Here is a 24,711-nt window from a genome sequence, read left to right on the forward strand (position 1 = left end):
CGGGGTCAGTTCTTGCTGCCGCCGAACGCAGTGTTCTTGCTGGTGTCGGCAAACTTCACCGTGCCGGCCACGGCCGAGGCACCGGTGCCGAAGAAGTCACCATTCAGGCTGCCATTGCTGCCGGCAACACTGGCCACGCCGACGTTGCTGGCAGCAAGCTGCACGCGCGCGCCGTTGACCGAGATGGTGCCGCCGGTGAAGTTGATGTCACCGCTGGAGCTGGCCGTGTACGCGCCGAAGTTGGCAGTCAAGGTGCTGCCCGGCAGGCTGGCGCCGGTGCCGGCGTAGGCGTTGTTGATCGACTTGACGCTGTAGGTGGCCGTACCGGTGGGCAGGGTGGTGGCGACATTGCCCGCTTCGCCGGCGTAATACGCGGTGTGCTGCGGGCTGGAGGTGCTGCCGGTGTTGGACCACTCACCGAAGTACACTGCCTGGGAGCCGACCTGGGCGAAGTTGAAGTAGCCCAGGCTGGCGTGGCTGGGGGGCATCATCGCGGTGGTGATGCGGGTGATCTTCGGGTCGGCTGCCGTACCGGCACCACTGGTCGCACCCATGCCCTGCAACCCGGCAAAGCTCACCAGGGTGCCGCCGTAGAACGCCTTCACACCAATGGCCGGGTCACCCTTCTGGCCACCGTGATCATCCGAAGGACCACCGCTGCCACCCAGCACGATATAGCTCTCATTGGTGCTGCCAGAGCGCACGTCGGCGTTGGCTGCACCGGCGACGGCGCCCAGCGACAATACAAGCATCGACAAACCGATAATCTTCATCATCAAACTCCACAGTTGGGTTGGTGCTGCAAGGGGTGGGGAATCCCTTCCCCGCTGTTTCTGCTCCGTTGTGCGGCGCTCAGAACCTGTAACCCAGGCTCAGCTTCAAGGTGCGGCCCGGTGCGGCCAGGGCCGACCGCGTCAATGGGTCGATGTAGTAGAGGTTGCTCAGGTTGGTGCCGATCAGCTCGATGCTCATCGCCGCGGTGGGCCGGTACGACACATAGGCGTCATAGGTGAGGATGCGGCCCCATTGCATCGGCGTATTGGCGTAGTACGGCACCATGGTCTGGGTGCCGTAGTTGTCCTTGTAGGGATTGTCGAAGGCGCTGTAGTAGACGCCGCGCGCGCCCAGCTCCAGGCGCTTGTCCAGCAGGCGTATGCCCAGGGCGGTGTTCACCGTCCAATCCGGAATGGCCTGGGTCACCAGGTAGCCGCCGACAAAGCCGCCATCGACGCAGTTCCTGACCGCGCCAAGCAGCGGTGAGAGCTGCACGGCCGTGCTTTCATCACAGACGCTGTTCTCGAACGTATGCGCTGCGCTGAGGTCCACAAACAAGCGGCCATTGTCGTAACGGCTCTGCATCTCGATGCCGCGGATGGTCTGCTTGTCGATGTTGCTGAACATCAGGTTGGGGCTGCGCTCGATCACGTCGCGGGTGCGGTGGTGGTAGTACGCCAGCTTGACGTCGGCATGGCCGTCCTCACCCGTGCGCAGCAGGCCCGACAGGTCATGCACATAGCCCAGCTCGTAGCTGTAGACGTGCTCCGGCTTGAGCTGCGACGAGGGGATGGCTGCCGAGAACCCGAGCGTGGCCTCGAACATGCTCGGGTAGCGGCGCGTCTGGTTGTGCAGCAGGTAGATGCGCGCGTCGTCGCTGAGGTGGAACGCCGCTGACAGCGACGGCGCCCAGTCGCCGCCCTTGCTGTGCTGGGCCGCATTCAACTGCCGCATCGGCGGCGCGTTCTGCAGTTGGGTGGAACCCCGCGACGCGCTGGCCATCTTGTAGGTGACGCCATCCAGCGTCCCGTTGAGGAAGATGTTGTCCGCGCGCGAATAGCGGCCGTTCTCGTCCGCCAGCCAGAGGCTGTCATGGCGCTGGTTGAACACGGTGAAGTCCATCGCGTGCTCAAGCGCGTCGCCGCTGTAGCCATCGGCGATGAACTGGTCGCGCAACGCCTGGATCTGGGCGGCACTGAGCGCCGGATCGGCGGTGTAGTAGCTCATGCCGTAGTAGGTGTATTCGCTGCGCTGGCTGAAGTTGGTGTAGCCCGCCGCATCCATCCCACGCACGAAGTCATCCACCGCCCAGAACGATTGATAGCGCAGGCCAGCAGCGACGTTGAGGCGATCGGTCGGCTGCCATTCGAGCTTCATGCTGAACTCTTTTTCCGCCCGGCGTCCGGCGCGCGGCAGCATGCGCGAGGTGGCATTGATGGCCGTGTCCCAATAGCTGTCGTCCGAGCGCAGCGATTCATGCTGGTAGCTGCCGGCCAAGGTCAATTGGATATCGTCCGCCAGTGCGATGACATTGCTGACTGTGACGCCCTTGCGGGTGTTGTCGGCATTGGCAACGGCGGTGTTGCGCAGGTAGTCACTGTTGACGTTGCGGCCGCCGGTTCCACTGGTGTTGGGCTCGATGTAGCCACTGGGGTCGTTGGGCCGCCCGCCACTGCTGTAGGTATCGCTGACGGTGTCGGTCTGCCACAGGCTGGCGTACAGATCGATCCAGCGGCTGCCCTGCGGCTGCCAACGGTATTCGAGGTTGTAGGCCTTCGCATCGACCCGGCTCAGCGGCCACTGCGGCACACCATTGGTGGAGGTATCCACCCAGGCGATACGCGAGGGCATGATGTCGCCGTAGTGCGACAAGGTATCGCGCAGGCCCAGCTGCAGCACCTGGTCGTCGCTGATGCGGTAGGTGAGTTTGCCCAGCCAGGATTCCATCTGGCTGGAGGTATTGGGCACTTCATCACCGGGTCGGTAGATGTTGGCCAGGAAAGGAATGTAGTCCCAGCCATCGGTCGCCGGCTTGGAGTAGTAGCCCGCATCTTTCTTACCGGCAAAGTGGTTACCCTTTTCCCGATAGGCATATGCAGCCAGCACGTCCAGATGCTCGCTGCGCCAGCCCAGTGCAACCCGGTAGGCCTGGTCGTCACCGGACAGCAGATGGTTGCTGCCCTCGCCGCGTGGCTTCACGTACAGGCTGGGGTCGTAGTAGTTCCAGGTCGCGGTTGGCCAGCCTTCCATCTGGCGCCAGTTCTGCCCAGTCAGCAGCGTGGGGATGCGCGGTGATATCGCGTTGTTGCTGCCTTCCAGCTTGACCTCGCCGCCAAAACCTTCGCCCTCGCCAAGGATGTCGCCGACGTCGAGGGTGTTGATCACCACCGCACCACCGACCGAGGTGCTGACGTTGCGCTGCAGCTGCGGCCCCTTGATGACCTGGATGCCGCCGATCAGGTTGGGATCGATGTAGTTGCGGTTGTTGGCCCCCATGTAGCCGCGCCACACCGTCAATGCCTGCTCGGTGCCGTCGATGCGCACCGGGATGCGCCCGGGGCCCTGGATGCCACGGATGTTGGGGTCCAGCGCACCGCTGTTGCGGGCATCGCCGCTGTAAACGTTGACCATGCCCTTGAACACATCCGCAGGCGCGGCCCCCTTGTAACGCTCTATCTGCTGCTTGCCGGCATAGACCGAGGAAAGATCCAGGTCATACACCGCATCACCGCCCTGACGGTCGCGCTCTGCACCCTGCGCTGCCCCGGCGCGGTGGCCCGCGACATTCAAGGTGCCTGTGACCACGCCATCGGCTGTGGACACTGCCGGGGCTGCGCGACTGACCACCACCGTGCCCGGCTCACGCCACTGCCAGCTCAAGCCGCTGCGGGCCAGCACGGTAGCCAGTGCCTGGTCCACGCTGTAACGGCCGGACAAGGCATCGGCCTGCAGGCCGCCCACATCATCGGAGGCAAACAGGATGCGGATGCCTGCCTGGTCGGCAAGCCGGGTCAGGGCAACATCCAACGGCTGCGCGGGCAGCTGCAGGTTCACCGCCGCCGGCGCGGAGGCGCCGGAAGATTGCGCCAATACCGGCGGGGTAACGGCCAGCAGGATGCTGGCGGCCAGGGAGGACAGCAGAAGGGGCCTGCGGCCAGGGAGGGGAAGGGAGCGCATGGTTCCTGTCGGTCTGGAAGGAGTTCCACGGTCATGGACCGAGGTATTGATGAGAACGACTCTCATTCCTATAGACGAACCGGCGCGGCAGAACTTGCAGCGCCAAACCACTTTTTCCTTGTAGGACTATCGCCAGGTACAGCGACCGAGCGCGCGAGCCGGCAACATGTTCAGCGGATCACATGCAGCAATGGCAGGTTTACCAGCTCGGCCCCGGCCAGTGCCGCCACTGCACGCAGCAGCGCCGGCAGATCGTCCAGTGCAAACACTCCGCTGAGCCGCAACTGCTGCAGGCGGTCCCCGACAATCACCACGCGACCACGCAGGTAACGCTCCAGTTCCAACGCGATGTCCTGCAGCGGCTGCTGGTTGAAGATCAACTTGCCGCGCGTCCACGCCGTGGCGGCGTCCGCGTCCAGGTTCTCCCGCAGACCAAGCATGCCCTTGTTGAACAGCAGCCGCTGATTGGCGGCCAGGGCCATCGTGCCGGCGATCGCACTGAGCTCGACCACACCGGCAACTACCGTCAACACGCTGTGCCCACCGTGTTGATGCAACGAAAAGCGCGCGTCGCGGCTGCGCAGCTGCCCATCACGCGCATTGACGGTGAACGGCAACACGCCGCCCGCCGCCACCTCCACGAACAGTTCACCGGTATCCAGCGCCACTTGACGCTGCTGTGCACCGAACTGCATCGACACCGCACTGGCGGTGTTGAGCCAGGCCCGGGAGCCATCGGGCAAGGCCAGTTGCAGGCGTTGACCGGGCGCCGTGCGCTGGTCCGCAAGCGCGGCACCGCCGAGCCCCAGTACGCCCACCCCGGCCAACGCAGCGGCCGACGCGCCGCCCAGCAACAGGCCACGGCGGCTGATGCCACGGGCTGGCGATGTGGCCAGCACCTGCACCATCTGCTGGTGCTCGCGCGCGAGCCGGGTATCCGCGACCGCCTGCAGCAGGCCCTGCGCCTGCTGCCATGCCTGGCGATGGGCGGGCGAGCGCGCGCACCACTGGCTGAATGCCTGGCGCTCGTCGGCACTGGGCCTGCCACCCAGGCGCACCAGCCAATCGATGGCCTCGTCGTCGATGGCGCTGTTTCGGGAACGGAATCTGTCAGGCATGAAGGCGTGGCATCAAGGGCTGCGCGAAGGTGTGTGAAGTGGGAATCACACCCCACACCCTGTAGACGAATGGACAACGCCGGAATTGCAGCGGCCGGCGTGGTATCGATCATTCTTTCTGCAACTGGCTCCGGCAATGGCGCAGCGCCTGACCGATGTACTTGGCCACCATGCTTTCGGAAACCCCCAGCCTGCGTGCGATCTGCGCGTGCGACAGACCATCCACGCGGAACATCAGCAGTGCCAGGCGGCTGTTGGGCGGCAACTGCCGCAGCGCGTGATCCAGCCGCCGCAACTGTTCGTTCCCCACCGCGTGCTGCTGCGGTCCCGGCCCCGGGTCAGGCAACGACGCTTCCGGCTCACCGTGGCCCTGGGTCCGCTGCTCGCGCCGCACCGCGTCGATGGCCAGGTTGCTGGCAACGCGATAGATGAAAGCGCGGCCGTCCTGGATGCGTGCGTCTTCGTTGCGGGCATCGGCGTCGAGCAGGCGTATATAGGTGTCCTGCATGACATCCTCGGCCCGCTCACGATTGCCCGTGCGCCGCTGCAGATGGCGCGCAAGTTCGTCATAGAGGGCAAGGAAGCGCTCGACCAGACGCGAGGCCTGGCGGCTCACCAGCGCCTCCACTTGGGCGGGACAGGCGCCACGCGACGCGCGCGCACCGCAATGAAAAAACTACGTCCGTGCATGACCAGACACGTTCTCCGTGTAATCAACCGTTGGCTGGCACGGAAGGCTGGCTAACCCGCACATCATAACGTGGCGATCGCACACGATTCAGTGCCGGCGGATCAAACCCGGGGGTATCCCTGTCATCACTGTGTTGCAGCACTGTGCACTGCTGCCGCTGCTCAACCAGCTTGCGCCTTCAACCATGCAACCACGGTGGCCACCGCATGCCGGCGCGATGCGTTGGCGGCGCTGCGCGGCGGGCGCACGATCCAATAGGCATCAGCCAGCCTTACCTCGCGTTCGCCGAACGGGCGGATCAAGGCACCGCTCGCAATCGCCTCTTCCGCCAATCGTCCGCGTGCCAATGCCACGCCCTGCCCCAGCTCGGCGCCGCTCAGCACCAGATCGGACGACGCCAGGCGTGGTTCGTCCGCTACAGGCAATGCCGCCGGTCCGTGCACCTGCGACCAGCGTCGCCAGCTGGCCGCCGGGTCGCGATCGTGCAGCAGGCGCAATGACGACAGGCCGGCAGGGTCTGCATCCATCTCCCTGCCCTGCCAGAAGCGGGGACTGGCAACCGGATACAGCACTTCGTCCATCAGCGGCTCACATTCCAGGCCTGGCCACGGCCCCGTCCCCATCCGCACCGCCAGGTCGACACCCTCGGACAATACGTCCAGGCGCTGATTGACCAACACCGACAGGGCAATGCGCGGATGCGCGCGCTCCAGTGCTGGCAGCCGCGGCAGCAACCAGCGCGCGGCAAAGGACGGCGCCACGCTCAGCGTGACCGAAAACACCGACGGCGCCTCACGTACCGTCGCGATGGCATCGGCCATGTCCTGCAACTGCAGAATCAGCCGCTCGGCCAACGCCGCCCCCTGTGGTGTAGGCGTCCATGTGCGCGTGCCGCGTTCGAACAGCGGCACCCCCATCCAGGCCTCCAGCTCGGCCAGCTGGCGGCTGACGGAGGAATGGGAAATGCCGAGTTCACGCGCGGCAGCACGCACGCCAGCGTGCGCATGGACCAGCGCGAAGGCCCGCAAGGCATTCAATGGCAGCGACTTCATGGTCTCAATGGTAGACCGGACTGGATCACTCACGCACCAACCAGCGCCGTGACAATCCGTGCGTAGCTCACACCGACGCGGACACCCTGTTGCTCAGTTCACTCGCCGCCGCCAGCACATTGCTGCTGGTCGCCACCCTCAGCCCCGGCCCCAACAATCTGGTGGTGCTGCGCACCGCCGCCCATGGCGGCATCGTCGCAGCCTGGCCAGCCATCCTCGGTATCGTCTGTGGTGGCATCGGCCTGCTGCTGGTGGCGGCCGCCTTCGGCACCCATGTATCGGCCTGGCCGCAGGCGCGGAGCGCCATTGCGATAGCCGGTGCCGCCTATCTGGGATGGCTGGGCGTGTGCCTGCTGCAGGCGCGCCCGGGGGCAAGCGCCGACGCAGCGCTGCCAGCCGGGATAGCCGGCCTGTTCTGCTTCCAGTTCCTCAACCCCAAGAGCTGGGTGATGGCGCTGTCGCTGGTGGCCGCCTTTCCACCGCTGGGCATGGTGCGGACACTGGCCTGGCTGGCACCGCTGTTCGTGTTGATTCCCACCGCCAGCCTGCTGCTGTGGGCGGTGCTCGGCCAACAATTGAGCGCGTACCTGCACAAGCCTGGCCTGCGTCGCCGTATCGACCGCATCATGGGGCTGGCCCTGCTGGCCAGTGCCGGCCTGCTCCTGCTTTGAACAACCACCACAGGAAACCCGATGTCCAACGATAGCCGCCCCCTGCAGATCCTCGCCTTCGCCGGCAGCCTGCGTCGCAACAGCTACAACCACCGCCTGCTACAGACCGCCGCGCTGGCCGCGCCGGAGGGCATGCAGTTGACCGTCTACGACAGCATCGCCGACGTTCCGCTGTTCAACGAAGACCTGGAGGCCGAAAGCGGCGGCGGCACCCCCGGCGTGCATCGCCTGCGGGCGGCGGTTGCCACGGCCGACGCCCTGCTGATCGCCACCCCCGAGTACAACCAGTCCCTGCCCGGCGTGCTCAAGAACACCATCGACTGGCTCTCGCGCCCGGCCGCGGAGGGCAAGGACGTGCTCGCAGGCAAGCCGGTAGCCATCGTCGGTGCCACCCCCGGCGCCTGGGGTACGCGGCTGGCACAGGCACAGCTGCGCCATGCACTGACCGCCACCGGATCGCTGGTGCTGCCGGCGCCCATGCTGTTCGTACGCGACGCGGCACATGTCTACGACGCCGACAGCGGTCATTACGACGCCGCGACCCAGAAGCGCCTGCGTGCCGTGCTGGAGGCGTTGCAACGCTGGGTACGGCAACTGCACGCCAGCGCCAGCTGATCGGACAGCGCTCGCAGCGGCCACGAAATCGCGGTGCAGACCCGGCAGCAATGGGTTGGCAAGGCCGCCGAGGCGGGACCGGGGCTATGCGTCATCGGCGCAAACGTCCAGTTCCGTTTCCCGGCTCCGGAGCGCGCCTCGGTAGCGCTTTGCGCTATCAGGGTTGGTCAGAACAGCTCGGCCACCGGCCACCATGCCGTTGGCTGCACGGCCATGGATACAGCTACAAAAGTTCCCGGTAGGCATACCTAATTTATGTACTGGTCAGTTTGATATTCAGGGTGGATTCCATCGGCTAACGGATAATTCACAACTGTCGAAGCGGGAAACGTTTCCACCCCCCGCAACGATCAAACCAATAAAAAAAGGTAATAGCCGAAATGAAGACTTCCCTGATCGCCCTGGGCCTGCTGGCCGCTCTGCCGTTCGCTGCCTCGGCCGCTGATGGTCTGTCCTACAACTATGTGGAAGGCGGTTACGTGAACACCGACGCCAAGGGTGGCGACGCCGACGGTTGGGCCGTGAAGGGCTCGGTTGCGGTGCACCCGAACTTCCATGTCTTCGGTGAATACAACGCACAGGAAACCGACACGTTCAAGGCTGATGTCGACCAGTGGCGCCTGGGTGTTGGCTACAACTACACCGTCGCCCCGAACACCGACCTGCTGGCCCGTGCCGCCTACCAGAGGCTGGACCTGGAGTACGGCCCGAAGTTCAACGGCTACAGCGCTGAAGTCGGCGTGCGTACCGCCTTCACCCCGAACTTCGAAGGCTATGCCCTGGCCGGCTACGAGGATTTCAGCAAGAAGCGTGGCTACAACCCGGACGGCGAGTTCTACGGCCGCGTCGGTGCCACCGGCAAGTTCAACGCCAACTGGGGCCTGACCGGCGAAGTGAAGCTGGCCAAGGCCGGCGACAAGGAATGGTTCGTCGGCCCGCGCTTCACCTGGTAAGCGACAAACGACAGATAACAGTTAGTGGTGTTGCAAGGCGCGTGCTCTCTCTCCCCCGCGCCGCTGGAAGCCCGGTCCTCCCCGACCGGGCTTCTTTTTTTTGCGTGGTAGTCCGGGTAGTGCCGAGCCATGCTCGGCAAGGGGCTTTCCCGGCCAAAGCCCAACGCCACCCCTCCCCGGCCCTCCCCTTGGCTGCGCCAAAGGGAGGGGCGTGGTGCCGAACCACACTCGGCACGGGGCTTTCCCGGCCAAAGTCAAAAGCTACCCCTCCCCAACCCTCCCCTAGGCTGCGCCAAAGGGAGGGAGCGTAGTGCCGAGCCATGCTCGGCAAGGGGTATCGGTAAAGCCACTGCCGAGCATGGCTCGGCACTACAAAAAAAGCCCGGCATTGCCGGGCTTCTTCTTTGATCGTCGCGCATCCTTACTTGAACAGCGTGTCCGGGTATTCCGGCTTCTGCTCACGGGCCAGCAACTGCTGCAGGCCTTCGGAGGGGCTCAGTTCGCCGTGCAGTACCGACTGCACCGCCTTGGAGATCGGCAGGTCGATGCCGTGGCGATCGGCCTGACGCATGACTTCATCGGCGGTCTGCACCGATTCCACCACCTGGCCGATTTCCTTCACTGCATCCGGCAGGCTCTGGCCGCGGCCCAGGGCCAGGCCCAGACGGCGGTTGCGCGACAGGTCGCCGGTGCTGGTCAGCACCAGATCGCCCAGACCGGCCAGGCCCATCAGGGTTTCCGGCTTGCCACCAATGGCGGCGGCCAGGCGCAGCATCTCGTTGAGACCACGGGTGATCAGGCCGGCACGGGCGTTCAGGCCCAGCTGCATGCCATCAGCCACGCCGGTGGCCACCGCCAGCACGTTCTTCATCGCCCCGCCCAGTTCGGCACCGACCATGTCGTCGCCGGTATAGGCGCGGAATGCCGGGCCGTGCATGGCATCGGCCACCTGCTGGGCGAACGCCTCGTCATCACCGTGCACGGTAATGGCGGTGGGCAGGCCCAGAGTGACTTCCTTGGCGAAGGACGGGCCGGTGACGACGGCCAACGGCACGTCCGGGCCCAGCACTTCACGCGCTACTTCATGCAGGAAACGGCCCGAGCCGGGCTCGAAGCCCTTGGTCGCCCAAGCCACGCCTGCCCCGGCCGGCCGCAGCGGCGCCAGCGCGCGCACGGTTTCGGCAAAGGCATGCGAAGGCACCACCACCAGGATCCAGGCCGCACCTTCAACGGTGGCAGCCAGGTCGGTGCTGGCGCGCAGGGATTCTGGCAAGGGAATCCCCGGCAGATACCGGGGATTCTCATGACGCTGGTCAATCGCCTCGATTACTGCGGCATCACGTCCCCACAGCACGGTCCGCGAACCGTGCCTGGCCAACAAGGTGGCCAGCGCGGTGCCCCAGGAGCCTGCGCCGAGAACGGCGATCTTTTCCGCGTCGTTCGTACTCATGCTGAAACGCAGACGCCGATCAGGCGTTGCCAGCCGGCTCGGAGTCGGCCAGCGAGGCGTTCTCGCCCTGGGCCTGACGCTGACGCAGGGTTTCGGCGTACAGGCCTTCGAAGTTGATCGGCTGCAGGTAGAACGGCGGGAAGCCGCCGGCCTGGATCAGGTCCGACACCATCGAACGCACGTACGGGAACAGGATGTTCGGGCACTGGGTGCCGAGCAGCACGTCGATTGCCTGCGGGTCCAGGCCGATCAGGCCGAACACGCCAGCCTGCTCTACTTCGGCCACGTAGGCGGTCTTCTCACCGGCCTTGCAGGTCAGGGTGACGCCCAGCACCACTTCAAAAGCGGTCTCGGACAGGCGCTGCACCTTCTGGTTCAGGTTCAGCTGCAGGTCCGGCTGCACGTTCTCATTGAAGATGGTCGGCGAGTTCGGGGATTCGAAAGAAACGTCCTTGACGTAGATCTTCTCGATGGTGAAAGCCGGGCCGGTGGCGTTTTCGGCCGGGGCTACGCCGTTGGTGTTCTCTTCGGACATTTCTCAGGACTCCAGAACAGATTGTTCAATGATTGGGATTGTTACCAGACCAGCGATGGGGGCTGCCGCCCGCCTATACAAGGCCTGAACACAAATAGTTTGCTCAGCCGCGGCCTTTGACCAGCAGCAGGTCTGCCGCCTGCCAGGCCGGCAGGCCGCCTTCGAGCACGTAAACCTGCTCGTAGCCAGCCTTCTTCAACATCTTTGCCGCCGTTGCCGAGGCATTGCCGGTACGGCACAGCAGCACCACCGGGGTCTGCCTGGCGTTGGCCAGCAGCTTGTGCGACGGGTTCAGCTGGGCCGGCTGCACATTGCGGCTACCCGCGATGTGGCCCTTTTCGAAGTCGCTGCTGCTCGACAGGTCGATCACCGTCACCCCGCCCGCATTGATCATGTGGGTCAGTTCGGACGGCTTCAGGCCCTTGTAGCCACGGAACAGGCGCGCCACTTCGGTGGCGATGATGGCCACGGTAAGGCCGACCAGGGCCAGCGACAGCATCGGATTTCGGCCGGCGAAGGCCAGCAACTCTTCGTAATTCACTCAGGTCACGGGTCGATAAGCGGGCAGGGATTGTCGCACAGGCAAGGAAAGCCCAGCCAATGACTCATTGGCCCTGCCACAGGTCAGGCAGGCCAGTGGCCTGCCACCAGCGCTTGGCCTCCGGGTCCCAGCGCCAACGCTCCTTGACCACCACCGTGCGCTCGGCCTGGGTATTGCGGTTGATGACGCTCACTTCCACCCGGCGTTCGATGTCGCCGTCGGCCGTCACGCTGTTGGAACGCTCACGGTAGGTGGAAACCTGCACCTGCCGGTAGCGTTCACGCTGCAGGTCGGTGATCGGCTGCTGCCGGAGGTACTCCGGGTCGATGAAGCCTTCGGCGGTATCGAAATCGTTCCAGCGCACGGCCGCCACATAGGCTTCCTGGGTCGGCACCAGCTTGTTGCGCTGGCTGCGGCTGGGGCCGTCAGCCAGCGCAGCGGTGCTGGCCAGCAGCAACAGGCAGAACGCCGCGGACGGAAACAGGCGTCGGAACATGGGTATCCCCCTTGGTGGTTGCCAATCCTAGCCCTTGCTGAGGGCAACGAAGCGCCCTTCCAGTTCAGCGGCACCACCGGCGATCTCGGCACGCACGGTCATGCGTGCACGCCCACGCTTACTGAACAAGTTAAGAAAGTCATCCCAATCCTGCTCCGGGGCCGCCCTGGCGGCAGCCTGCAGGTCCCCATACACGGGCGCGCGGTAGCGGATGCTGCTGTCGGCCACATACACCTCGGCCTGCTTGCCGGCCAGCGACAGGCGCAGGCTGACCAACGCCCAGCCGGCCAGGGTCATCACCGAGGCCAGGCTGCCGCCAAACGCATTGCCCTTGTCATTGACGTTGGCCGCCAGCGGCGCCTGCATGCTCAGCACGCCGTTGTCGTAGCCGGTGATGCGGATATCCATCGCCTGTACCGGCGGCATCGCGTTCAAGGTGGTCTGCAGCTGCGCCAGCAGCGCGGTGTGATCGGGGGTATCGGGCATGGAAGCAAACAGGAAACGGAGAGCGCCCGCATAATGCATGGAATGAACCGCCACGCCTATGTGCCGACTGACATGCCCTGGCACCTGATCTCGTTGCGTCCACAGGGACAGCACGACACCTTGCGCAGCGCCGCCACCCGCCTGGGCGCGCGCACCGTGGCCCTGTCGCCATGGCGACTGGTGCTGCGCGCCGATGAAACCACCCGTGCCCAGCTGGCCGAGGCCGCTGGCTGCGACCGGCTGGTGTTCACCAGCCCCAGCGCGGCGCAGGCCGCCGCACGCCTGCTGCCGCTGTCGCAACTGCTGCCCGGCAACGTGGTGGCGGTGGGTGAAGGAACCGCGCGGGTACTACGCCAGCACGGCGCGCGCCAAGTGCAGGCACCGTCGCGGATGGACAGTGAGGGCCTGCTGGCGCTGCCGGCCATGCAGCAGCTGCAGGGCCTGCGGGTCGCGCTGGTCACCGCGCCGGGCGGCCGTGGAATGATTGCCGGCCAGGTCGTTGAGCGCGGCGCCCAGTTGCTGCGGGTGGATGTGTACGACCGCGTACCGCTGGCCTTGGGCGCGGCCACCGTGAACCGCCTGCAGGCATTGCAAGGCCCTGCCGTGCTTGTCGTCAGCAGCGGCGAAGCCCTGCACAGCGTGCTGCCGCAGCTGCCAGCCGAGCTGCTGGCGCGCTGGCAGCAGGCCCCCATCGTCGCCGCCAGCGCGCGGCTTGCCGAACTGGCAGGCAGCTTGGGGTTTGCCAATCGCCATATCGCTGCCGGGCCGATGCCCGCACAACTGGCCAATGCAGCGGCGGCAGCCGTCCACGCCTTGCCGGCCAGCGCTGGCTGAGCGGCCGCGGCTTGCAGGCATTCACCGCGCGGGCGATGCTTTGCAGGCATCAACCGCACTGCCGTGTCACCGGTAGTGCAACGTCTGCCAAGGATGTTGTGCCCCATGAATGATGTTTCCCCCGTTGCTTCGCCTCGCCCGCTGCGCTGGATACTGCCGCTGATCGTGCTTGTCGCCGTCGGCGCGGCCGCCTGGTTCGGCTGGGACCGCTGGCAGGCCTGGCAGCAGCAGGTGTCACAGGCACGCGACGCTGAAACCCAACAGCTCACCGCCCTGCAGCAGAGCCTGGAGGCGTTGCGCCGCGACCAGCGCGCCAATGCGCGCAGCATCCAGGATGCCGCGGCCACCAACCGCGTGCTGCGCGATGAAGTACTGGGCCTGGGCCAACGCAATGCCCTGCTGGAAGAAAACCTGGCACGCCTGGCCGACAGCTCGCGCCAGGGCGCGCAGGCCGTGCGCCGCGAAGAGGCCGAGCTGCTGCTCAGCCAGGCAGCGCAGCGGCTGAGCTTTGCCGGTGACCTGGACGGCGCGCGGCGCCTGTATGCCTTGGCTGCCGGGGTGCTGGAAAGCATCGACAGCCCTGACTACCTCAACCTGCGCCAGGCCTTGATCCAGGAGCGCAACGCGCTGGACGCACTGGGCCAGGGCGTGCGTGCGCAGACCGCCGCGCAGTTGGCGCAGTGGAACACCCAACTGGCGCTGCTGCCCGAGCAGAGCCCCAGCGCCCCGGAACACCAACAGCCGTGGTGGCAGCAATTGCTTTCGCCGCTGGTGCAGGTACGCCCCGCCGATGGCAACGTGCTGGTCGCCCGCTCCGAGCGCATTGCCGCCAGTGATTCGCTGGAGATCGAATTGAGCCTGGCCCGCGCCGCACTGGAACGCGGCGACACCCAGGGCTGGCAGCGGGCACTGGACCGCGTCGATGGCTGGGTGCAGCGGCTGTGGCCGGAATCGCAGCAGCGCCAGCAACAGCGCCAGCAGCTGCGGGCCCTGCGTGCGGTGGAACTGCGTCCCGCCCTGCCCGAACTGGGCAGCACCCTGCAACAACTGCGCAGCATGCGCGCTGCCAAGGAGGCGCAATGAAGGCATTTCGATCCCTGCTGCTGGTTCTGCTGGTTGCCGCGCTCGGCATCTTCGGCGCGCAGTGGGTGAGCCAGGACTCGGCGCGTGCGCTGGGTGAGGTCACCGTCCGCGCGGGTAGCCACGACTACATCGCCACCGTGCCGCAGGCCCTGCTGGCGGTGGTGATCGCACTGTTGTTGCTGTGGCTGATTTGGACCTTGGTCAGCATGCCGTTCCGGGCCTGGGCCCGGCACCGCCGCAAGCAGGGCCGTGCCCGCCTGATCGACGGCCTGCGTGCACTAGACGGCGGCCAATGGCAGCGCGCGGAGAAAATGCTGGAAAGCGCCGCCAACGAAAAGGAAGTCCGCCCCATCGCCCTGGTGGCAGCGATGCGTGCTGCCGAGGCGCGCGAGGACAATGCCAGTGCCGGCACCCATCTGCAGCAGTTGGCCGCGGTCGATCCGGTCTTGCACGCACTGCACAGCGCCGAACGTTGGCTGCAGCAGGACAAACCGCTGGAGGCCATCGCTGCGCTGGATGTGCCCGCCGCACAACCCCTGCCGCCGCGCGGCCTGTGGCTGCGCAGTCAGGCACTGGAACGTGCCGGTCGCGCCGAAGAGGCCTACGGCCAGCTCGGTGCACTGCGCCAGCAGCAGGCCATGCCACCTGCAGCACTGGCGACATTGGAGACCCGGCTGGCACTGCAGATGCTGGACGAGGCGCAGGACGTGAACACCCTGGCCGCGCGTTGGGAGGTACTGCCCAAGACACTGCGCGTGTCGCCGCAGGCCGTGGCCCGCTATGCCAGCCGTGCGGTCGCGTTGAACTGGAACGATGTGGCCCTGCGCAGCATCGAACAGACCCTGGACAGCCAGTGGGACGAAGACCTGGTCAGCCTGTACGCGCAGCTGCCAGTGGAAAAGCTGGATTCACGCCGCGCCAGCGCCCAGCGCTGGCTGCAGTCGCACCCGTCCAGCCCGGCCCTGTTGCTGGCGCTTGCGCGCCTGGCCGGTGGCCAGGGGCAGTGGTCGCAGGCCGAGGAATTCCTGCACCGTGCCATCGCCCAGGGCGCTGGCGCCGAGGCCTGGGAGGCTCTGGGCGAAGCATTCGCCGCCCAAGACGATTCCGCACTGGCCAGCCAATGCCTGCTCAATGCGTTGCGCCAACGGCGCGGGCAGACCCCGCTGCCGATCCAGCGCCGCGATCTGCGCCAGCAGATCCAGGACCAGGCCGTCGCCGAAGAGCGCGACGCGCATGGGTTCCCCCGTTTACCGGGTTCGACGGACTGATGCCGCGCAGCGCAATTATTGTTTTCCCGGAAGAACCAACATGCAGATCCCCCTGGACATCCACGAGCGCGTGGTTGCGCTGACCGACGCCATCCTCAACGCCTGCGAAGAAGGTGACGACGATGCCAGCGCCGCGCTGTACGCGGAACTGCATGCCTACTGCGACGCAGTCGCCCTGGCCGGTCGCGACCACCCTTTCCTTTGGGAAACCCTGGCCGATTTCACCAGTGATGACCATGCCGCCATCGACCACTACACCCGCGCATTGATGCTCGCCACGGCGGCCAAGGCGACCACCTACGAGGCCTCCATCTGCCTGGCGCTGGCCGAACGCCATTCCAACCTGGGCGACCTGGCCACAGCACAGGACTACGCCTTGCTGGCCGATGCCCTGGCACAACGCACCGACGACCTGCCACTACGCAAGGCCATCAGCCAGTTCCTGCTGGACCATTCGCAGCCTGGCGAACGCGCATAGACCTGCAGCAGCATCTGGCCGCTGCAGGTCAAAGGGGACGGCACAACGAAGGCTGACGTTTAGGTGTCGGCAGCCATGCTCAGCGTCCCTGCTCGCGGAGCGCCTGTTCGCTGGCATCGGCCGCTTGCGCCGCCGCATCAATGGTCGCATCCGCGGCCGCTGCGGCGGCACTGGCAGCGGCATCGGCGGCCGAAGCGGCGGTGTCCGCGGCCGCCTGTGCTGCCGCTGCAGCTGCGGCGGCGTCACCGTGTTGCCCGGTGCGCGAAACACCATCAGCGCCCTCCCTGCCCATCGGTGCATCGGCATCCACCGCCATCACACTCATTGCGTTGCCATCGGCGATCAGCTGCAACTGTTGCTCGATCTCTGCAACGTACTGGCGCTGGGCGCGCGCACGATCCTCCCCAAGTACCAACTGCTGCGGTAGCGTTTGCAGGCGCTGGAAGCGTGTGCGGGCCGAATCGAAGCGCGACAACCGGCGTTCCCATTCCCCCAGCAGCATCTGGCAATACAGCCAGGCTTCGTCCCGTGCGGCAGGGTCGGCGGCGTCCGGGCATTGCCGTGCAAATGCGGTGGCCGCTGCCTGCACGTAGGCCGGGTACTGAGCGGGCGAGGCCTGCCAGGTAGCGCGCTGCAGCGCGCCCGCGCGCTCCTGGGGCGGTGCATCGGCTGCTTCGAGCAGGCGCGCCAGCAGCCAGTAGCTGGTTTCACGGCCGCGCATGCGCTGGTAGTCGTCGCTCTCGACCACGGCGGTGAGGCGCTTGATCTCGTCGGCGCTGTAATCGCGCTTGTAGATGACAAAGCCATTGCCCGGGCAGGACACCAGTGGCCACGGCGACTGGATGGCGCCATGCAGGCGCCCGTCGAGGAAGTGGCCGAAGGCCGTGCCCGAACCCATTTCCTGCGCGCTGAAACGCTCGCCACCCACAGGGCAGACGTGGTCCACCTTCATGAAGGTCATGGCCGCGGCAGGTGCTGCCCAGCCTGCCAACAGCACAGCCAAACCGATCGCGATGCGTTTCATGCCCTGCCCCATCCGTTGGTAGGCAGACATTGTAGTGCCGACCCATGGTCGGCAAGGTGCATCACCGGGAATGCCGCTGCCGAGCATGGCTCGGCACTACAACAGCTACGGCAGCGCTCAACAATGGCGACCACACCGTAGTGCCGAGCCATGCTCGGCAAAGGGGATTACCGGAAACGCCCCTGCCGAGCATGGCTCGGCACTACAGAACTCCATCAGCGCTCGACGATAGCCACCACGCCCATGCCGCCGGCGGTGCAGATGGACACCAGCGCACGGCCACCACCACGTTCGGCCAACTGCTTGGCAACGGTGCCGATGATGCGCGCGCCGGTCGCCGCGAACGGATGGCCGGTGGCCAGCGACGAACCCAGCGGGTTGATCTTGTCCGGGTCGATACGGCCCAGCGCCGCGTCCAGGCCCAGCCGGTTACGGCAATAGTCCTCGCTCTCCCAGGCGCGCAGCGTGCACAGCACCTGTGCGGCAAAGGCTTCGTGGATTTCGTAGATGTCGAAATCCTGCAGGGTCAGGCCGTTGCGCTTGAGCATTTCCGGCACCGCCACGGTCGGCGCCATCAGCAGGCCTTCGCCATGCACGAAATCCACCGCAGCCACCTGCGCATCGCGCAGATAGGCCAGCGGCTCATGGCCATGTGCACGCGCCCACTCTTCGCTGGCCAGCAGCACCGCAGCGGCACCGTCGGTGAGCGGGGTGGAGTTGGCGGCGGTCAGGGTGCCGCGGCCGGAGCTCTTGTCAAAGGCCGGCTTCAACGTAGCCAGCTTTTCCAGCGAGGTGTCCGGGCGCAGGATGTTGTCGCGCTCCACGCCACGGAACGGCGCGATCAGGTCGTTGAAGAAACCGCGCTCATAGGCGGCGGCCAGCTTCTTGTGCGAGGACACCGCCCACTCGTCCTGCGAATCACGCGAGATGTTCCATTCCTTGGCCATGTCCTCGCAGTGGTCACCCATGCTCTTGCCGGTGCGCGGCTCGGCCACGCCGGGGAACTCGGGCTTGAGTTCGGAGAACTTGAAGCCCTTGAGCAGGGTGCGGATCTTGTCGCCGGTGCTCTTGGCGCGGTTGGCGGCCAGCAGGCGCGCACGCAGCTTCTTGCCGTAGACAATGGGCACATCGGAGGTGGTGTCCGAGCCGCCACCGATACCGGACTCGATCTGGCCCAGGGAAATCTTGTTGGCGACGGTGATGATGCTGTCCAGCGAGGTACCACAGGCGCGCTGCAGGGTGATGCCCGGGGTCAGCGGCGACAGGCCCGACGACAGCGCGGCCTCGCGACCCAGGTTCCAGTCGCTGGGATGCTTGATCACCGCGCCCATCGCCACTTCGCCCAACTGCTGGCCATGCAGGCCGTACCGTTCAACAAGGGCGCCAAGCGTACGGACCGACATGCCGAGATTGCCGACGTCCGAATAAGCAGTGTTCTGGCGGCAGAACGGGATGCGGACACCACCGAGGATGGCGACGGGACGAGCGCTGGGCATGCGGGTACCTGACATGGGAAAGGGTCTGCGACGTGGCCTGCATGCGATAGCAGGCATAATGGTGTTGAGTGTAGCTTTGAGGCCGTGATGGGCCAACCGCGAACCATGAGCAATTCCAACCCCGACATGAACGCACTGGGCGTAGTAGCACTGGAACTGGCCGGCGGCGAGCAGCCGCGGCAGGCGGCACTGGACTCCGGGCAGGCCGGCGAGCTGGCCGCCCTGATCGGCCGCGATCTGGCCAAACTGGTTCCGCAGGTCAGCGAACTGGACCTGGTATTTGCCGCCGCGCATTTCGATCCGGCGGAAGTGCTGCGCACCGGGTTGCCCATTCATCGCCGCCTGGAAGAGCTGCAGATGCGTGCGCCGGGCCGCAACCAGGGCCCGCGCCTGCTGGCCTTCGGTGCCGATGCCAATGGCGAGATACCGCTGCCGCTGCAGGCCGACCCCAGCTTGGCCGGCGGCGCGTTGCGGGTACTGCCGTTCGTCCTGGCCGGCGGCGATACCCAGACCCGCCAGCTGGTGCGCGATGCGCTGGAAGACGTGCTGCTGGCCAACGGCATGGCGCAGCCGGATACCGCATTGCTGGCCCAGAACAGCTTTGGCGCGCAGATCGAGCACGCACGCTATTTCACGGTCAATGACCTGGCCGCCATGATGGCCATGCAGTATGACAACCAGGGCCTGGCCGAGCTGTGGCCGCTGCTGGAGACGGCGATGTTCGCGCCGGACGAAGAGCAATGGCTGGAAGCCTCGCCGGAACCGCTGCTGCGCTATGTGGGCGGCGAAGTACGCATGGCCTTGTTCGACCCGGCCGGCTGGTGCGCCCATTACGGCCACGAGCCCAATGCCTGTGACCGCCTGCAGCGCATCTACGATCAGTATCTGATGCGCCAGCGGCAGATGGCCGCGGTGTTGGAAGCACATGGTATCGACGTGCTGTATGTGCACGTGCATGCCGGTCAGGATGCAAGGGCCCTGCTGGCGCATTGAGTGCGCGCGGGTGAGTGCAGAAAGGCCGCGCAAGCGGCCTTTCTGTTTTGGCGCGGGATGAAGCCGAAGCAAGAGCCCCCCTCCCAACCCTCCCCTTCGCTGCGCGAAAGGGAGGGAGCGGTGCATGCAGCACGTTGATGCTCACCGCGAACTGCCCCCTCCCTTTGCCGAAGGCAAGGGGGAGGGTTGGGGAGGGGTGCTGTTGCCTTGGCCTCTCGCTCATGAAATGAGCGTCTGACCTCAAAAGTCAGTAGTGAATCACGACGAGAGCTTCGTGCTGGGAGCAGGTGCACGTTCAAAGGCCAAAGCCAAAGCACCCCTCCCCAACCCTCCCCTGCGCGCTGCGCAAGGGAGGGGGGCAAGCCTTGGCGTCGCGGTCCGAACGACCGTCACTGCGCCTTGGTGATCACCGCACAGGCCAGTCGTGCGCCGGCGTTGCCGGTCGGCTGGCTCTTGTAGTCGTCCGGGTCGGCATGGACGATCAGGCCGCGGCCGATGATGTCGAACGCATCACCCTTGCCGACGTTGACGTTGCTCGCCACCGGCCCATCGATATGTGCATTGCCCTGCGCGTCGGCAACGATGTTGGGCATGTCACCGCCATGGTGCGCGGGCGCCTCGATGCTGCCGTGCTCGCTGCTGCCCGGGTTGAAATGGCCACCGGCGCTGGTGCCGTCCGGCGCACTGCAATCGCCCTTCTCATGGATGTGGAAACCATGTTCGCTGTTGGGCTTCAACCCGCTGATGTCGCCGCTGGCGCGCAGCAGGCCGTCAACCAGGCTGAAGCTGATGGTGCCGGCCACGCTGCTGTCCTTGGTCGGCTGCAGCTGGGCGGTGGCCAACGGAGCGGCCATGGCAGGCGGTGCCGCCGGGTCGGTGGCCGGTGCGGCAGCCGCAGGCGGGGCGGTGGTATCAGGGGCCGGTGCGGCGTCGGGCTCGGCGCCCTGCTTGCAGGCACTCAGGGCCAGGGCGCTGGCCAGGAACAGGCTGGTATGGATCAGTCGCATATGGGTAACTCCCTTGCTTGGCGGATCGTTCTTGAGGGACAGGGTAGCTGCGGGCGCGCTCAGCGCACCACACGGATCACCGCACAGGCCACGCGTGCGCCGGCATTGCCGGCGGGCTGGCTGCGGTAATCATCGGCGGCGGCATGCACCACCAAGGCGCGACCAGCAACGTCATTGCTGCCGCCACCCCCGAGGGTAACCCCTCGCAGGTGAACATCCACGTTGGCCACACCTTCGGCATTGGCCTGCAGGTTGTCCATGTCACCGGCGTGGTGCACACCGGCACCGGCGCGGCCGTGTGGCTGCATGGCCGGATTGAAGTGACCACCGGCGCTGCTGGCGTCCACCGCACTGCAATCCCCCTTCTCATGTACATGGAAAGCAGCTTGCTGGCCACGCGGCAAACCGCCGATCACGCCAGTGATGTGTACGCCGCCCGCCTCCGGCACCAGCGCCAGACGTCCGCTGACCAGACTGGCCGAGGCCGGGGCCAGATTGGCTTCAGCCATCCTGGCGGTGCTGACTGCCGCCACCGGAGGCGGCGCCTGCGGCTTCGGGGCCGGGGTGGATCCGCAGGCGCTGAGCAGCAAGCTGGCGGCCAGGGCGGTGACGGGGAGCAGGATGCGCATCGATATCTCCTTGCGATGGAACGGAGGGGCCGGTGCCGGTCAACTGCCGCGACGGCGGCCAGGCCCCAGTTTGCGGGTAACAGTGTTACGGCCCAGTCCCAGACGCGTTGCGGCGTCTGCACGGTGGCCATCGGTGAAATCCAGTGCCACTTCCAGCAGCACGCTGTCCAGGCGCTCGCGCGCCTCGGCGTGCAGGCCGCTGGCGCCTTCGGCCAACCGTTGCCGCGCCCAGGCGGCCAACGCCCGATCCCAGTGCTGCGGCGCGACCGCCGCCGTGCTGGCTGCGGCGCGACCGCCGCGGTTCAGCGCGGCCTGCACGTCCTCGGCCGATACGGTGTCGGCCACGGCCAGTGCCGCCAGCCGCCAGCAGACGTTTTCCAGCTCACGGACGTTGCCCGGCCATTGGTGCTCGCGCAGGGCTTTGACGGCGGCAGCGGACAGGCGCTTGGGCGGCATGTCGAGGCGGCGGGCGGCGTTGGCCAGGAAGTTCTCGGCCAGCTGCGGCACATCGCCCAGGCGCTCGCGCAGGGGCGGCAGCAGCAGGCGCACCATGTCCAGGCGATGCAGCAGGTCGGCGCGGAAGCGGCCTTGTTCAACCAGGGTTTCCAGATCCTGGTGGGTGGCCGCGACCACCCGCACGTCGACGCGGATCAGCTCGCGGCCGCCGACACGGAAAAACTCGCCCTCGGCCAGCACACGCAGCAACCGGGTCTGCAGGGCCAGCGGCATGTCGCCGATTTCGTCCAGGAACAAGGTGCCGCCATCGGCCTGCTCGAAGCGACCGATGTGGCGCTTGCTGGCGCCGGTGAAGGCACCGGCCTCGTGGCCGAACAATTCGCTTTCCAGCAGTTCGGCCGGGATAGCGGCGGTGTTGAGGGCGACGAACGGGCCCTTGGCGCGCGGGGATTCGCGGTGCAGCGCATTGGCGACCAGCTCCTTGCCGGTGCCGGTCTCGCCATTGATCAGTACCGACAGCGGCGCCTGCGCGAGACGGCCAATGGCCCGGAACAGCGCGCGCATGGCGGGGGTGTCGCCGATCAGCTGCGGCGGGCCTTCGTCCTTGTGTGCCGCTAGCGGCGCTGCAGCGATCGGCGCCGGCAACTCCTCGGCCTCGGGCAGCGCGCGCCGCGCCAGCTCCACCGCATCATCCAGATCGAAGGGTTTGGACAGGAACTCATGCGCGCCGCCACGGAAGGCGCCGGCGGTGCTGGCGACATCGGTATAGGCCGACATCACGATCACCGGCAGCTGCGGGTGCGCGGCCTTGAGCTTGTCCAGCAGTACCAGGCCGTCATCACCGGGCATGCGCACGTCGGTGAACAGCAGGTCCGGCACGGGTTGCTGGGCCATCGCGGTCAAGGCAGCGGCCGCGCTGTCGAAACCCTCGACCGTATAGCCGGCATCGCGCAGGGCGGTGGTCAGTACGAAGCGCACCGAGCGGTCGTCATCCACCACCCATACCGTCGCGGCCTGCGTGGGCTTATGCATCGGCCCCCTCCGCCGCTTCCTCGGCGGCTGGCAGCGGCAGCAGCACGGTGAACACCGTATGGCCGGGGCGCGAGCGGTAGCTCAGCGTGCCGCGGTGTTCGCGCGCCACCTGTTGCGCCAGCGCCAGGCCCAGGCCGGTGCCCTCGGCACGGCCGCTGACCAGCGGCAGGAACAGGTGCTCGGCCAGTTCTTCCGGCACGCCACGACCGTCGTCGGCCACCTCCAGGCGCAGGGCCAGCGCATACGGCTGCTCGGCAATGCGCAGGCCGTGCTCGACGCGGGTGCGCAGGGTGACACTGGTGGCGCCGGCCTGGATGGCGTTGCGCACCAGGTTCAACAAGGCCTGGGTGAGGCGGTCGGCGTCGCCGGGGAACTCGGGAATGCTGGGGTCGTAATCGCGCAGCAGGCGCACCGACCAGCCGGCCTCGTTTTCGACCAGGCGCAGCACCCGCTCCAGTGCGGCATGGATGTTCAGCGGCGCATGCGGGCGCTGCGGTGCCGGCGACAGCAGCTGTTCCAGCAAGGTATTGAGGCGTTCGATCTCGGCGCCGATCAGTTCGATCAACTCGCGCTCGTCGGCATCGCGGCCGCTGGCGCGGCGCGCCAGCAGCTGGGCGGCGCCCTTGAGGCCGGCCAGCGGATTGCGCAGTTCATGGGCCAGGCCTTTCAGCGCCGCGCTGAAGGCACCGGGCAGCACTTGTGCCGGATCGGTGCCCTGGAACTCGTCCACCGGGTGCGCTTCCAGCAGCCAGCCGCCCTGCTCCAGCGCACTCACCCAGCCATCGGCGAAGCGCGGTGCCTCGCCCGGCAGGGCCAGGGTCAGCCGTGGCAGGCGGCTCATGTCGGTGGCGGGGTTGGCCAGGCGCTGTGCCAGCACCTCACCCTGCGCTTCCAGCGACACCAGCGGCTGGCCAAGCAGGCGCCGCACACTGACCCCCAGCCAGCGGCAGAAGGCCGGGTTGGCCCCCTGGATACGGCCGTCCGCGCCACACCAGACCAATGGGGTGGCCAGCAATTCCGGGGTCGGCGAGAAGTCGGCGTCGGTCATTGCACCAATATAGTGCAAAGCGGCCGCATCACTGCTTCTGCAGCAGCAGGGAATGCAGGATGCGGGCGTCCTCGGCATCGAGCTCGGCCAGCAGCGTGTCGCTGCCGCGGAAGCGGCGGTGGAAGGCGCGCGCGGCGGCAGCCCGGTCGTCCAGCGCATAGCCGAAGGCCTGCATCGCCATCCAGCTGTCAAAGCCGACCGGGGCCGGACCATGCTTGGGGTCCGGCCACAGGCCAAAGCCGGCAGCGGCCAGCTGCTGCCAGGGGAAATAGCGGCTGGGGTCGGCCTTGCGGGTGGGTGCCAGGTCGGCATGACCAATGATCTGGCTGCGCGGGATGTTGAAGCGCGTGCACAGGTCTTCGAGCAGGCGCAGCAGGGTGGCGATCTGCGGTTCGGTGAAGGGGCTGCTGCCGTCGTTGTCGATCTCGATGCCGATCGAGGTGGAGTTGAGATCGGTGAAGCCGCCCCAGCGGCCACCACCGGCATGCCAGGCGCGTTCGCCATCGGCCACCAGCTGGTAGAGCTCACCATCGCTGCCGACCAGGTAATGCGAGCTGACCTTGCCACCGCTGTTGGCACTGCGCAGCGTGTCCAGGCTCTGCTGCACCGAGTTCTGCTCGGTGTGGTGCAGCACGATCAACACCGGCTGGCGGTCGTTGTAGTTCGGCGACGGCACCCAGTGCGCAAGCGGATTGCGCTCCGGTGTGGAGGTACAGGCGGTCAGCGTGGCCAACAGGGCGAGCGGCAGCAGCAGTCTGGTCTTCATGGAGGACATTGCACGTTGCCGGGCGCGGCATTGCAAGT

At 66.6% G+C, this 24,711-nt stretch carries 25 protein-coding genes; 8 read left to right on the forward strand and 17 right to left on the reverse strand.

The window, feature by feature from the left end; translation table 11 throughout:
- Positions 1-5: 5 nt before the first annotated feature.
- The 5 genes from B2527_RS13015 to B2527_RS13035 form a co-directional block, all read right to left on the reverse strand.
- Positions 6-773, reverse strand: coding sequence for a Slam-dependent surface lipoprotein (locus B2527_RS13015; protein ID WP_293714139.1), 768 nt, complete (start codon positions 771-773; stop codon positions 6-8).
- Between the two features lie 79 nt (positions 774-852).
- Positions 853-3,951: a TonB-dependent receptor gene (locus B2527_RS13020; protein WP_293714140.1), complete on the reverse strand. Its 3,099-nt coding sequence runs from the start codon at positions 3,949-3,951 to the stop codon at positions 853-855.
- A 170-nt stretch (positions 3,952-4,121) separates the two neighbouring features.
- The gene (locus B2527_RS13025; protein WP_293714141.1) at positions 4,122-5,069 is read right to left on the reverse strand and encodes a FecR family protein; all 948 of its coding nucleotides are present in this window, start codon (positions 5,067-5,069) and stop codon (positions 4,122-4,124) included.
- Between the two features lie 109 nt (positions 5,070-5,178).
- On the reverse strand, positions 5,179-5,685 hold the full coding sequence (locus tag B2527_RS13030; protein ID WP_293714142.1) for an RNA polymerase sigma factor: 507 nt from the start codon (positions 5,683-5,685) through the stop codon (positions 5,179-5,181).
- A 236-nt stretch (positions 5,686-5,921) separates the two neighbouring features.
- Positions 5,922-6,812, reverse strand: a complete 891-nt coding sequence (locus tag B2527_RS13035) for a LysR substrate-binding domain-containing protein (RefSeq protein WP_293714144.1) — start codon at positions 6,810-6,812, stop codon at positions 5,922-5,924.
- Between the two features lie 89 nt (positions 6,813-6,901).
- Here B2527_RS13035 and B2527_RS13040 point away from each other — a divergent pair, with 89 nt between their 5' ends.
- The 3 genes from B2527_RS13040 (at position 6,902) to B2527_RS13050 (ending at position 9,051) form a co-directional block, all read left to right on the forward strand.
- Complete coding sequence (locus B2527_RS13040) at positions 6,902-7,483, forward strand: LysE family translocator (protein ID WP_293714146.1); 582 nt, start codon at positions 6,902-6,904, stop codon at positions 7,481-7,483.
- A 21-nt stretch (positions 7,484-7,504) separates the two neighbouring features.
- Positions 7,505-8,098, forward strand: coding sequence for an NADPH-dependent FMN reductase (locus B2527_RS13045; protein WP_293714148.1), 594 nt, complete (start codon positions 7,505-7,507; stop codon positions 8,096-8,098).
- Positions 8,099-8,478: 380 nt separating this feature from the next.
- Positions 8,479-9,051: an Ax21 family protein gene (locus tag B2527_RS13050; protein ID WP_293714150.1), complete on the forward strand. Its 573-nt coding sequence runs from the start codon at positions 8,479-8,481 to the stop codon at positions 9,049-9,051.
- Between the two features lie 421 nt (positions 9,052-9,472).
- Here the strand turns inward: B2527_RS13050 and B2527_RS13055 are convergent, their stop codons facing one another.
- The 5 genes from B2527_RS13055 to B2527_RS13075 form a co-directional block, all read right to left on the reverse strand.
- Positions 9,473-10,501: an NAD(P)H-dependent glycerol-3-phosphate dehydrogenase gene (locus B2527_RS13055; RefSeq protein WP_293714152.1), complete on the reverse strand. Its 1,029-nt coding sequence runs from the start codon at positions 10,499-10,501 to the stop codon at positions 9,473-9,475.
- 19 nt (positions 10,502-10,520) lie between these two features.
- Complete coding sequence (gene secB, locus B2527_RS13060) at positions 10,521-11,036, reverse strand: protein-export chaperone SecB (protein ID WP_293714154.1); 516 nt, start codon at positions 11,034-11,036, stop codon at positions 10,521-10,523.
- 103 nt (positions 11,037-11,139) lie between these two features.
- The gene (locus B2527_RS13065) at positions 11,140-11,577 is read right to left on the reverse strand and encodes a rhodanese-like domain-containing protein (RefSeq protein ID WP_293714156.1); all 438 of its coding nucleotides are present in this window, start codon (positions 11,575-11,577) and stop codon (positions 11,140-11,142) included.
- Between the two features lie 64 nt (positions 11,578-11,641).
- Positions 11,642-12,073, reverse strand: a complete 432-nt coding sequence (locus tag B2527_RS13070; RefSeq protein WP_293714158.1) for a hypothetical protein — start codon at positions 12,071-12,073, stop codon at positions 11,642-11,644.
- 27 nt (positions 12,074-12,100) lie between these two features.
- Entirely contained in the window at positions 12,101-12,559 is a 459-nt protein-coding gene (locus B2527_RS13075; protein ID WP_293714160.1) for a YiiD C-terminal domain-containing protein, read from the reverse strand.
- 42 nt (positions 12,560-12,601) lie between these two features.
- Between B2527_RS13075 and B2527_RS13080 the strand changes: the two genes are divergently transcribed.
- The 4 genes from B2527_RS13080 to B2527_RS13095 all read left to right on the forward strand — a co-directional run bounded on the left by B2527_RS13080 (position 12,602) and on the right by B2527_RS13095 (position 16,222).
- Entirely contained in the window at positions 12,602-13,393 is a 792-nt protein-coding gene (locus tag B2527_RS13080) for a uroporphyrinogen-III synthase (RefSeq protein ID WP_293714162.1), read from the forward strand.
- 105 nt (positions 13,394-13,498) lie between these two features.
- On the forward strand, positions 13,499-14,476 hold the full coding sequence (locus B2527_RS13085; protein WP_293714164.1) for a uroporphyrinogen-III C-methyltransferase: 978 nt from the start codon (positions 13,499-13,501) through the stop codon (positions 14,474-14,476).
- A complete protein-coding gene (locus tag B2527_RS13090; RefSeq protein WP_343124760.1) occupies positions 14,473-15,744 on the forward strand; it encodes a heme biosynthesis protein HemY in 1,272 nt (423 codons plus the stop codon). Before B2527_RS13085 ends, B2527_RS13090 begins: the two co-directional genes overlap by 4 nt.
- Positions 15,745-15,784: 40 nt before the next feature.
- On the forward strand, positions 15,785-16,222 hold the full coding sequence (locus tag B2527_RS13095; protein WP_293714166.1) for a hypothetical protein: 438 nt from the start codon (positions 15,785-15,787) through the stop codon (positions 16,220-16,222).
- Positions 16,223-16,301: 79 nt separating this feature from the next.
- Here the strand turns inward: B2527_RS13095 and B2527_RS13100 are convergent, their stop codons facing one another.
- Both B2527_RS13100 and B2527_RS13105 read right to left on the reverse strand, forming a co-directional pair.
- Positions 16,302-17,246, reverse strand: a complete 945-nt coding sequence (locus B2527_RS13100) for a hypothetical protein (protein WP_293714168.1) — start codon at positions 17,244-17,246, stop codon at positions 16,302-16,304.
- 215 nt (positions 17,247-17,461) lie between these two features.
- Positions 17,462-18,757: an acetyl-CoA C-acetyltransferase gene (locus tag B2527_RS13105; RefSeq protein ID WP_293714169.1), complete on the reverse strand. Its 1,296-nt coding sequence runs from the start codon at positions 18,755-18,757 to the stop codon at positions 17,462-17,464.
- Positions 18,758-18,847: 90 nt separating this feature from the next.
- On the opposite strand from B2527_RS13105, the gene B2527_RS13110 reads away from it, so the two are divergent.
- Positions 18,848-19,735 (forward strand): hypothetical protein, encoded by an 888-nt coding sequence (locus tag B2527_RS13110; protein ID WP_293714171.1) that lies wholly within the window; start codon positions 18,848-18,850, stop codon positions 19,733-19,735.
- Between the two features lie 389 nt (positions 19,736-20,124).
- On the opposite strand, the gene B2527_RS13115 is transcribed toward B2527_RS13110, so the two are convergent.
- Genes B2527_RS13115 through B2527_RS13135 form a run of 5 tightly spaced genes read right to left on the reverse strand, consistent with a single transcriptional unit; the run spans position 20,125 to position 24,673 of the window.
- Positions 20,125-20,742, reverse strand: a complete 618-nt coding sequence (locus B2527_RS13115; RefSeq protein ID WP_293714173.1) for a superoxide dismutase family protein — start codon at positions 20,740-20,742, stop codon at positions 20,125-20,127.
- Positions 20,743-20,801: 59 nt separating this feature from the next.
- The gene (locus B2527_RS13120) at positions 20,802-21,371 is read right to left on the reverse strand and encodes a superoxide dismutase family protein (protein ID WP_293714175.1); all 570 of its coding nucleotides are present in this window, start codon (positions 21,369-21,371) and stop codon (positions 20,802-20,804) included.
- A gap of 39 nt (positions 21,372-21,410) precedes the next feature.
- Complete coding sequence (ntrC, locus tag B2527_RS13125) at positions 21,411-22,859, reverse strand: nitrogen regulation protein NR(I) (RefSeq protein WP_293714177.1); 1,449 nt, start codon at positions 22,857-22,859, stop codon at positions 21,411-21,413.
- On the reverse strand, positions 22,852-23,907 hold the full coding sequence (locus B2527_RS13130; RefSeq protein WP_293714179.1) for a two-component system sensor histidine kinase NtrB: 1,056 nt from the start codon (positions 23,905-23,907) through the stop codon (positions 22,852-22,854). The genes ntrC and B2527_RS13130 overlap by 8 nt, the downstream gene beginning before the upstream one ends.
- Positions 23,908-23,935: 28 nt before the next feature.
- On the reverse strand, positions 23,936-24,673 hold the full coding sequence (locus B2527_RS13135) for an N-acetylmuramoyl-L-alanine amidase (RefSeq protein WP_414717089.1): 738 nt from the start codon (positions 24,671-24,673) through the stop codon (positions 23,936-23,938).
- Positions 24,674-24,711 lie beyond the last annotated feature (38 nt).

It is taken from the genome of Stenotrophomonas sp. UBA7606 (genome assembly GCF_002477705.1).
GTDB lineage: Bacteria > Pseudomonadota > Gammaproteobacteria > Xanthomonadales > Xanthomonadaceae > Stenotrophomonas.

Coding starts and splice junctions, on each gene's coding strand:
- B2527_RS13090 (WP_343124760.1), top strand. CDS start 14,473: ATGAAGGCATTTCGATCCCTGCTGCTGGTTCTGCTGGTTGCCGCGCTC.
- B2527_RS13110 (WP_293714171.1), top strand. CDS start 18,848: ATGAGCAATTCCAACCCCGACATGAACGCACTGGGCGTAGTAGCACTG.
- B2527_RS13085 (WP_293714164.1), top strand. CDS start 13,499: ATGAATGATGTTTCCCCCGTTGCTTCGCCTCGCCCGCTGCGCTGGATA.
- B2527_RS13080 (WP_293714162.1), top strand. CDS start 12,602: ATGAACCGCCACGCCTATGTGCCGACTGACATGCCCTGGCACCTGATC.
- B2527_RS13070 (WP_293714158.1), bottom strand. CDS start 12,073: ATGTTCCGACGCCTGTTTCCGTCCGCGGCGTTCTGCCTGTTGCTGCTG.
- B2527_RS13115 (WP_293714173.1), bottom strand. CDS start 20,742: ATGCGACTGATCCATACCAGCCTGTTCCTGGCCAGCGCCCTGGCCCTG.
- B2527_RS13025 (WP_293714141.1), bottom strand. CDS start 5,069: ATGCCTGACAGATTCCGTTCCCGAAACAGCGCCATCGACGACGAGGCC.
- secB (WP_293714154.1), bottom strand. CDS start 11,036: ATGTCCGAAGAGAACACCAACGGCGTAGCCCCGGCCGAAAACGCCACC.
- B2527_RS13015 (WP_293714139.1), bottom strand. CDS start 773: ATGAAGATTATCGGTTTGTCGATGCTTGTATTGTCGCTGGGCGCCGTC.
- B2527_RS13050 (WP_293714150.1), top strand. CDS start 8,479: ATGAAGACTTCCCTGATCGCCCTGGGCCTGCTGGCCGCTCTGCCGTTC.
- B2527_RS13020 (WP_293714140.1), bottom strand. CDS start 3,951: ATGCGCTCCCTTCCCCTCCCTGGCCGCAGGCCCCTTCTGCTGTCCTCC.
- ntrC (WP_293714177.1), bottom strand. CDS start 22,859: ATGCATAAGCCCACGCAGGCCGCGACGGTATGGGTGGTGGATGACGAC.
- B2527_RS13105 (WP_293714169.1), bottom strand. CDS start 18,757: ATGTCAGGTACCCGCATGCCCAGCGCTCGTCCCGTCGCCATCCTCGGT.
- B2527_RS13120 (WP_293714175.1), bottom strand. CDS start 21,371: ATGCGCATCCTGCTCCCCGTCACCGCCCTGGCCGCCAGCTTGCTGCTC.
- B2527_RS13055 (WP_293714152.1), bottom strand. CDS start 10,501: ATGAGTACGAACGACGCGGAAAAGATCGCCGTTCTCGGCGCAGGCTCC.
- B2527_RS13045 (WP_293714148.1), top strand. CDS start 7,505: ATGTCCAACGATAGCCGCCCCCTGCAGATCCTCGCCTTCGCCGGCAGC.
- B2527_RS13035 (WP_293714144.1), bottom strand. CDS start 6,812: ATGAAGTCGCTGCCATTGAATGCCTTGCGGGCCTTCGCGCTGGTCCAT.
- B2527_RS13100 (WP_293714168.1), bottom strand. CDS start 17,246: ATGAAACGCATCGCGATCGGTTTGGCTGTGCTGTTGGCAGGCTGGGCA.
- B2527_RS13095 (WP_293714166.1), top strand. CDS start 15,785: ATGCAGATCCCCCTGGACATCCACGAGCGCGTGGTTGCGCTGACCGAC.
- B2527_RS13130 (WP_293714179.1), bottom strand. CDS start 23,907: ATGACCGACGCCGACTTCTCGCCGACCCCGGAATTGCTGGCCACCCCA.
- B2527_RS13075 (WP_293714160.1), bottom strand. CDS start 12,559: ATGCCCGATACCCCCGATCACACCGCGCTGCTGGCGCAGCTGCAGACC.
- B2527_RS13135 (WP_414717089.1), bottom strand. CDS start 24,673: ATGAAGACCAGACTGCTGCTGCCGCTCGCCCTGTTGGCCACGCTGACC.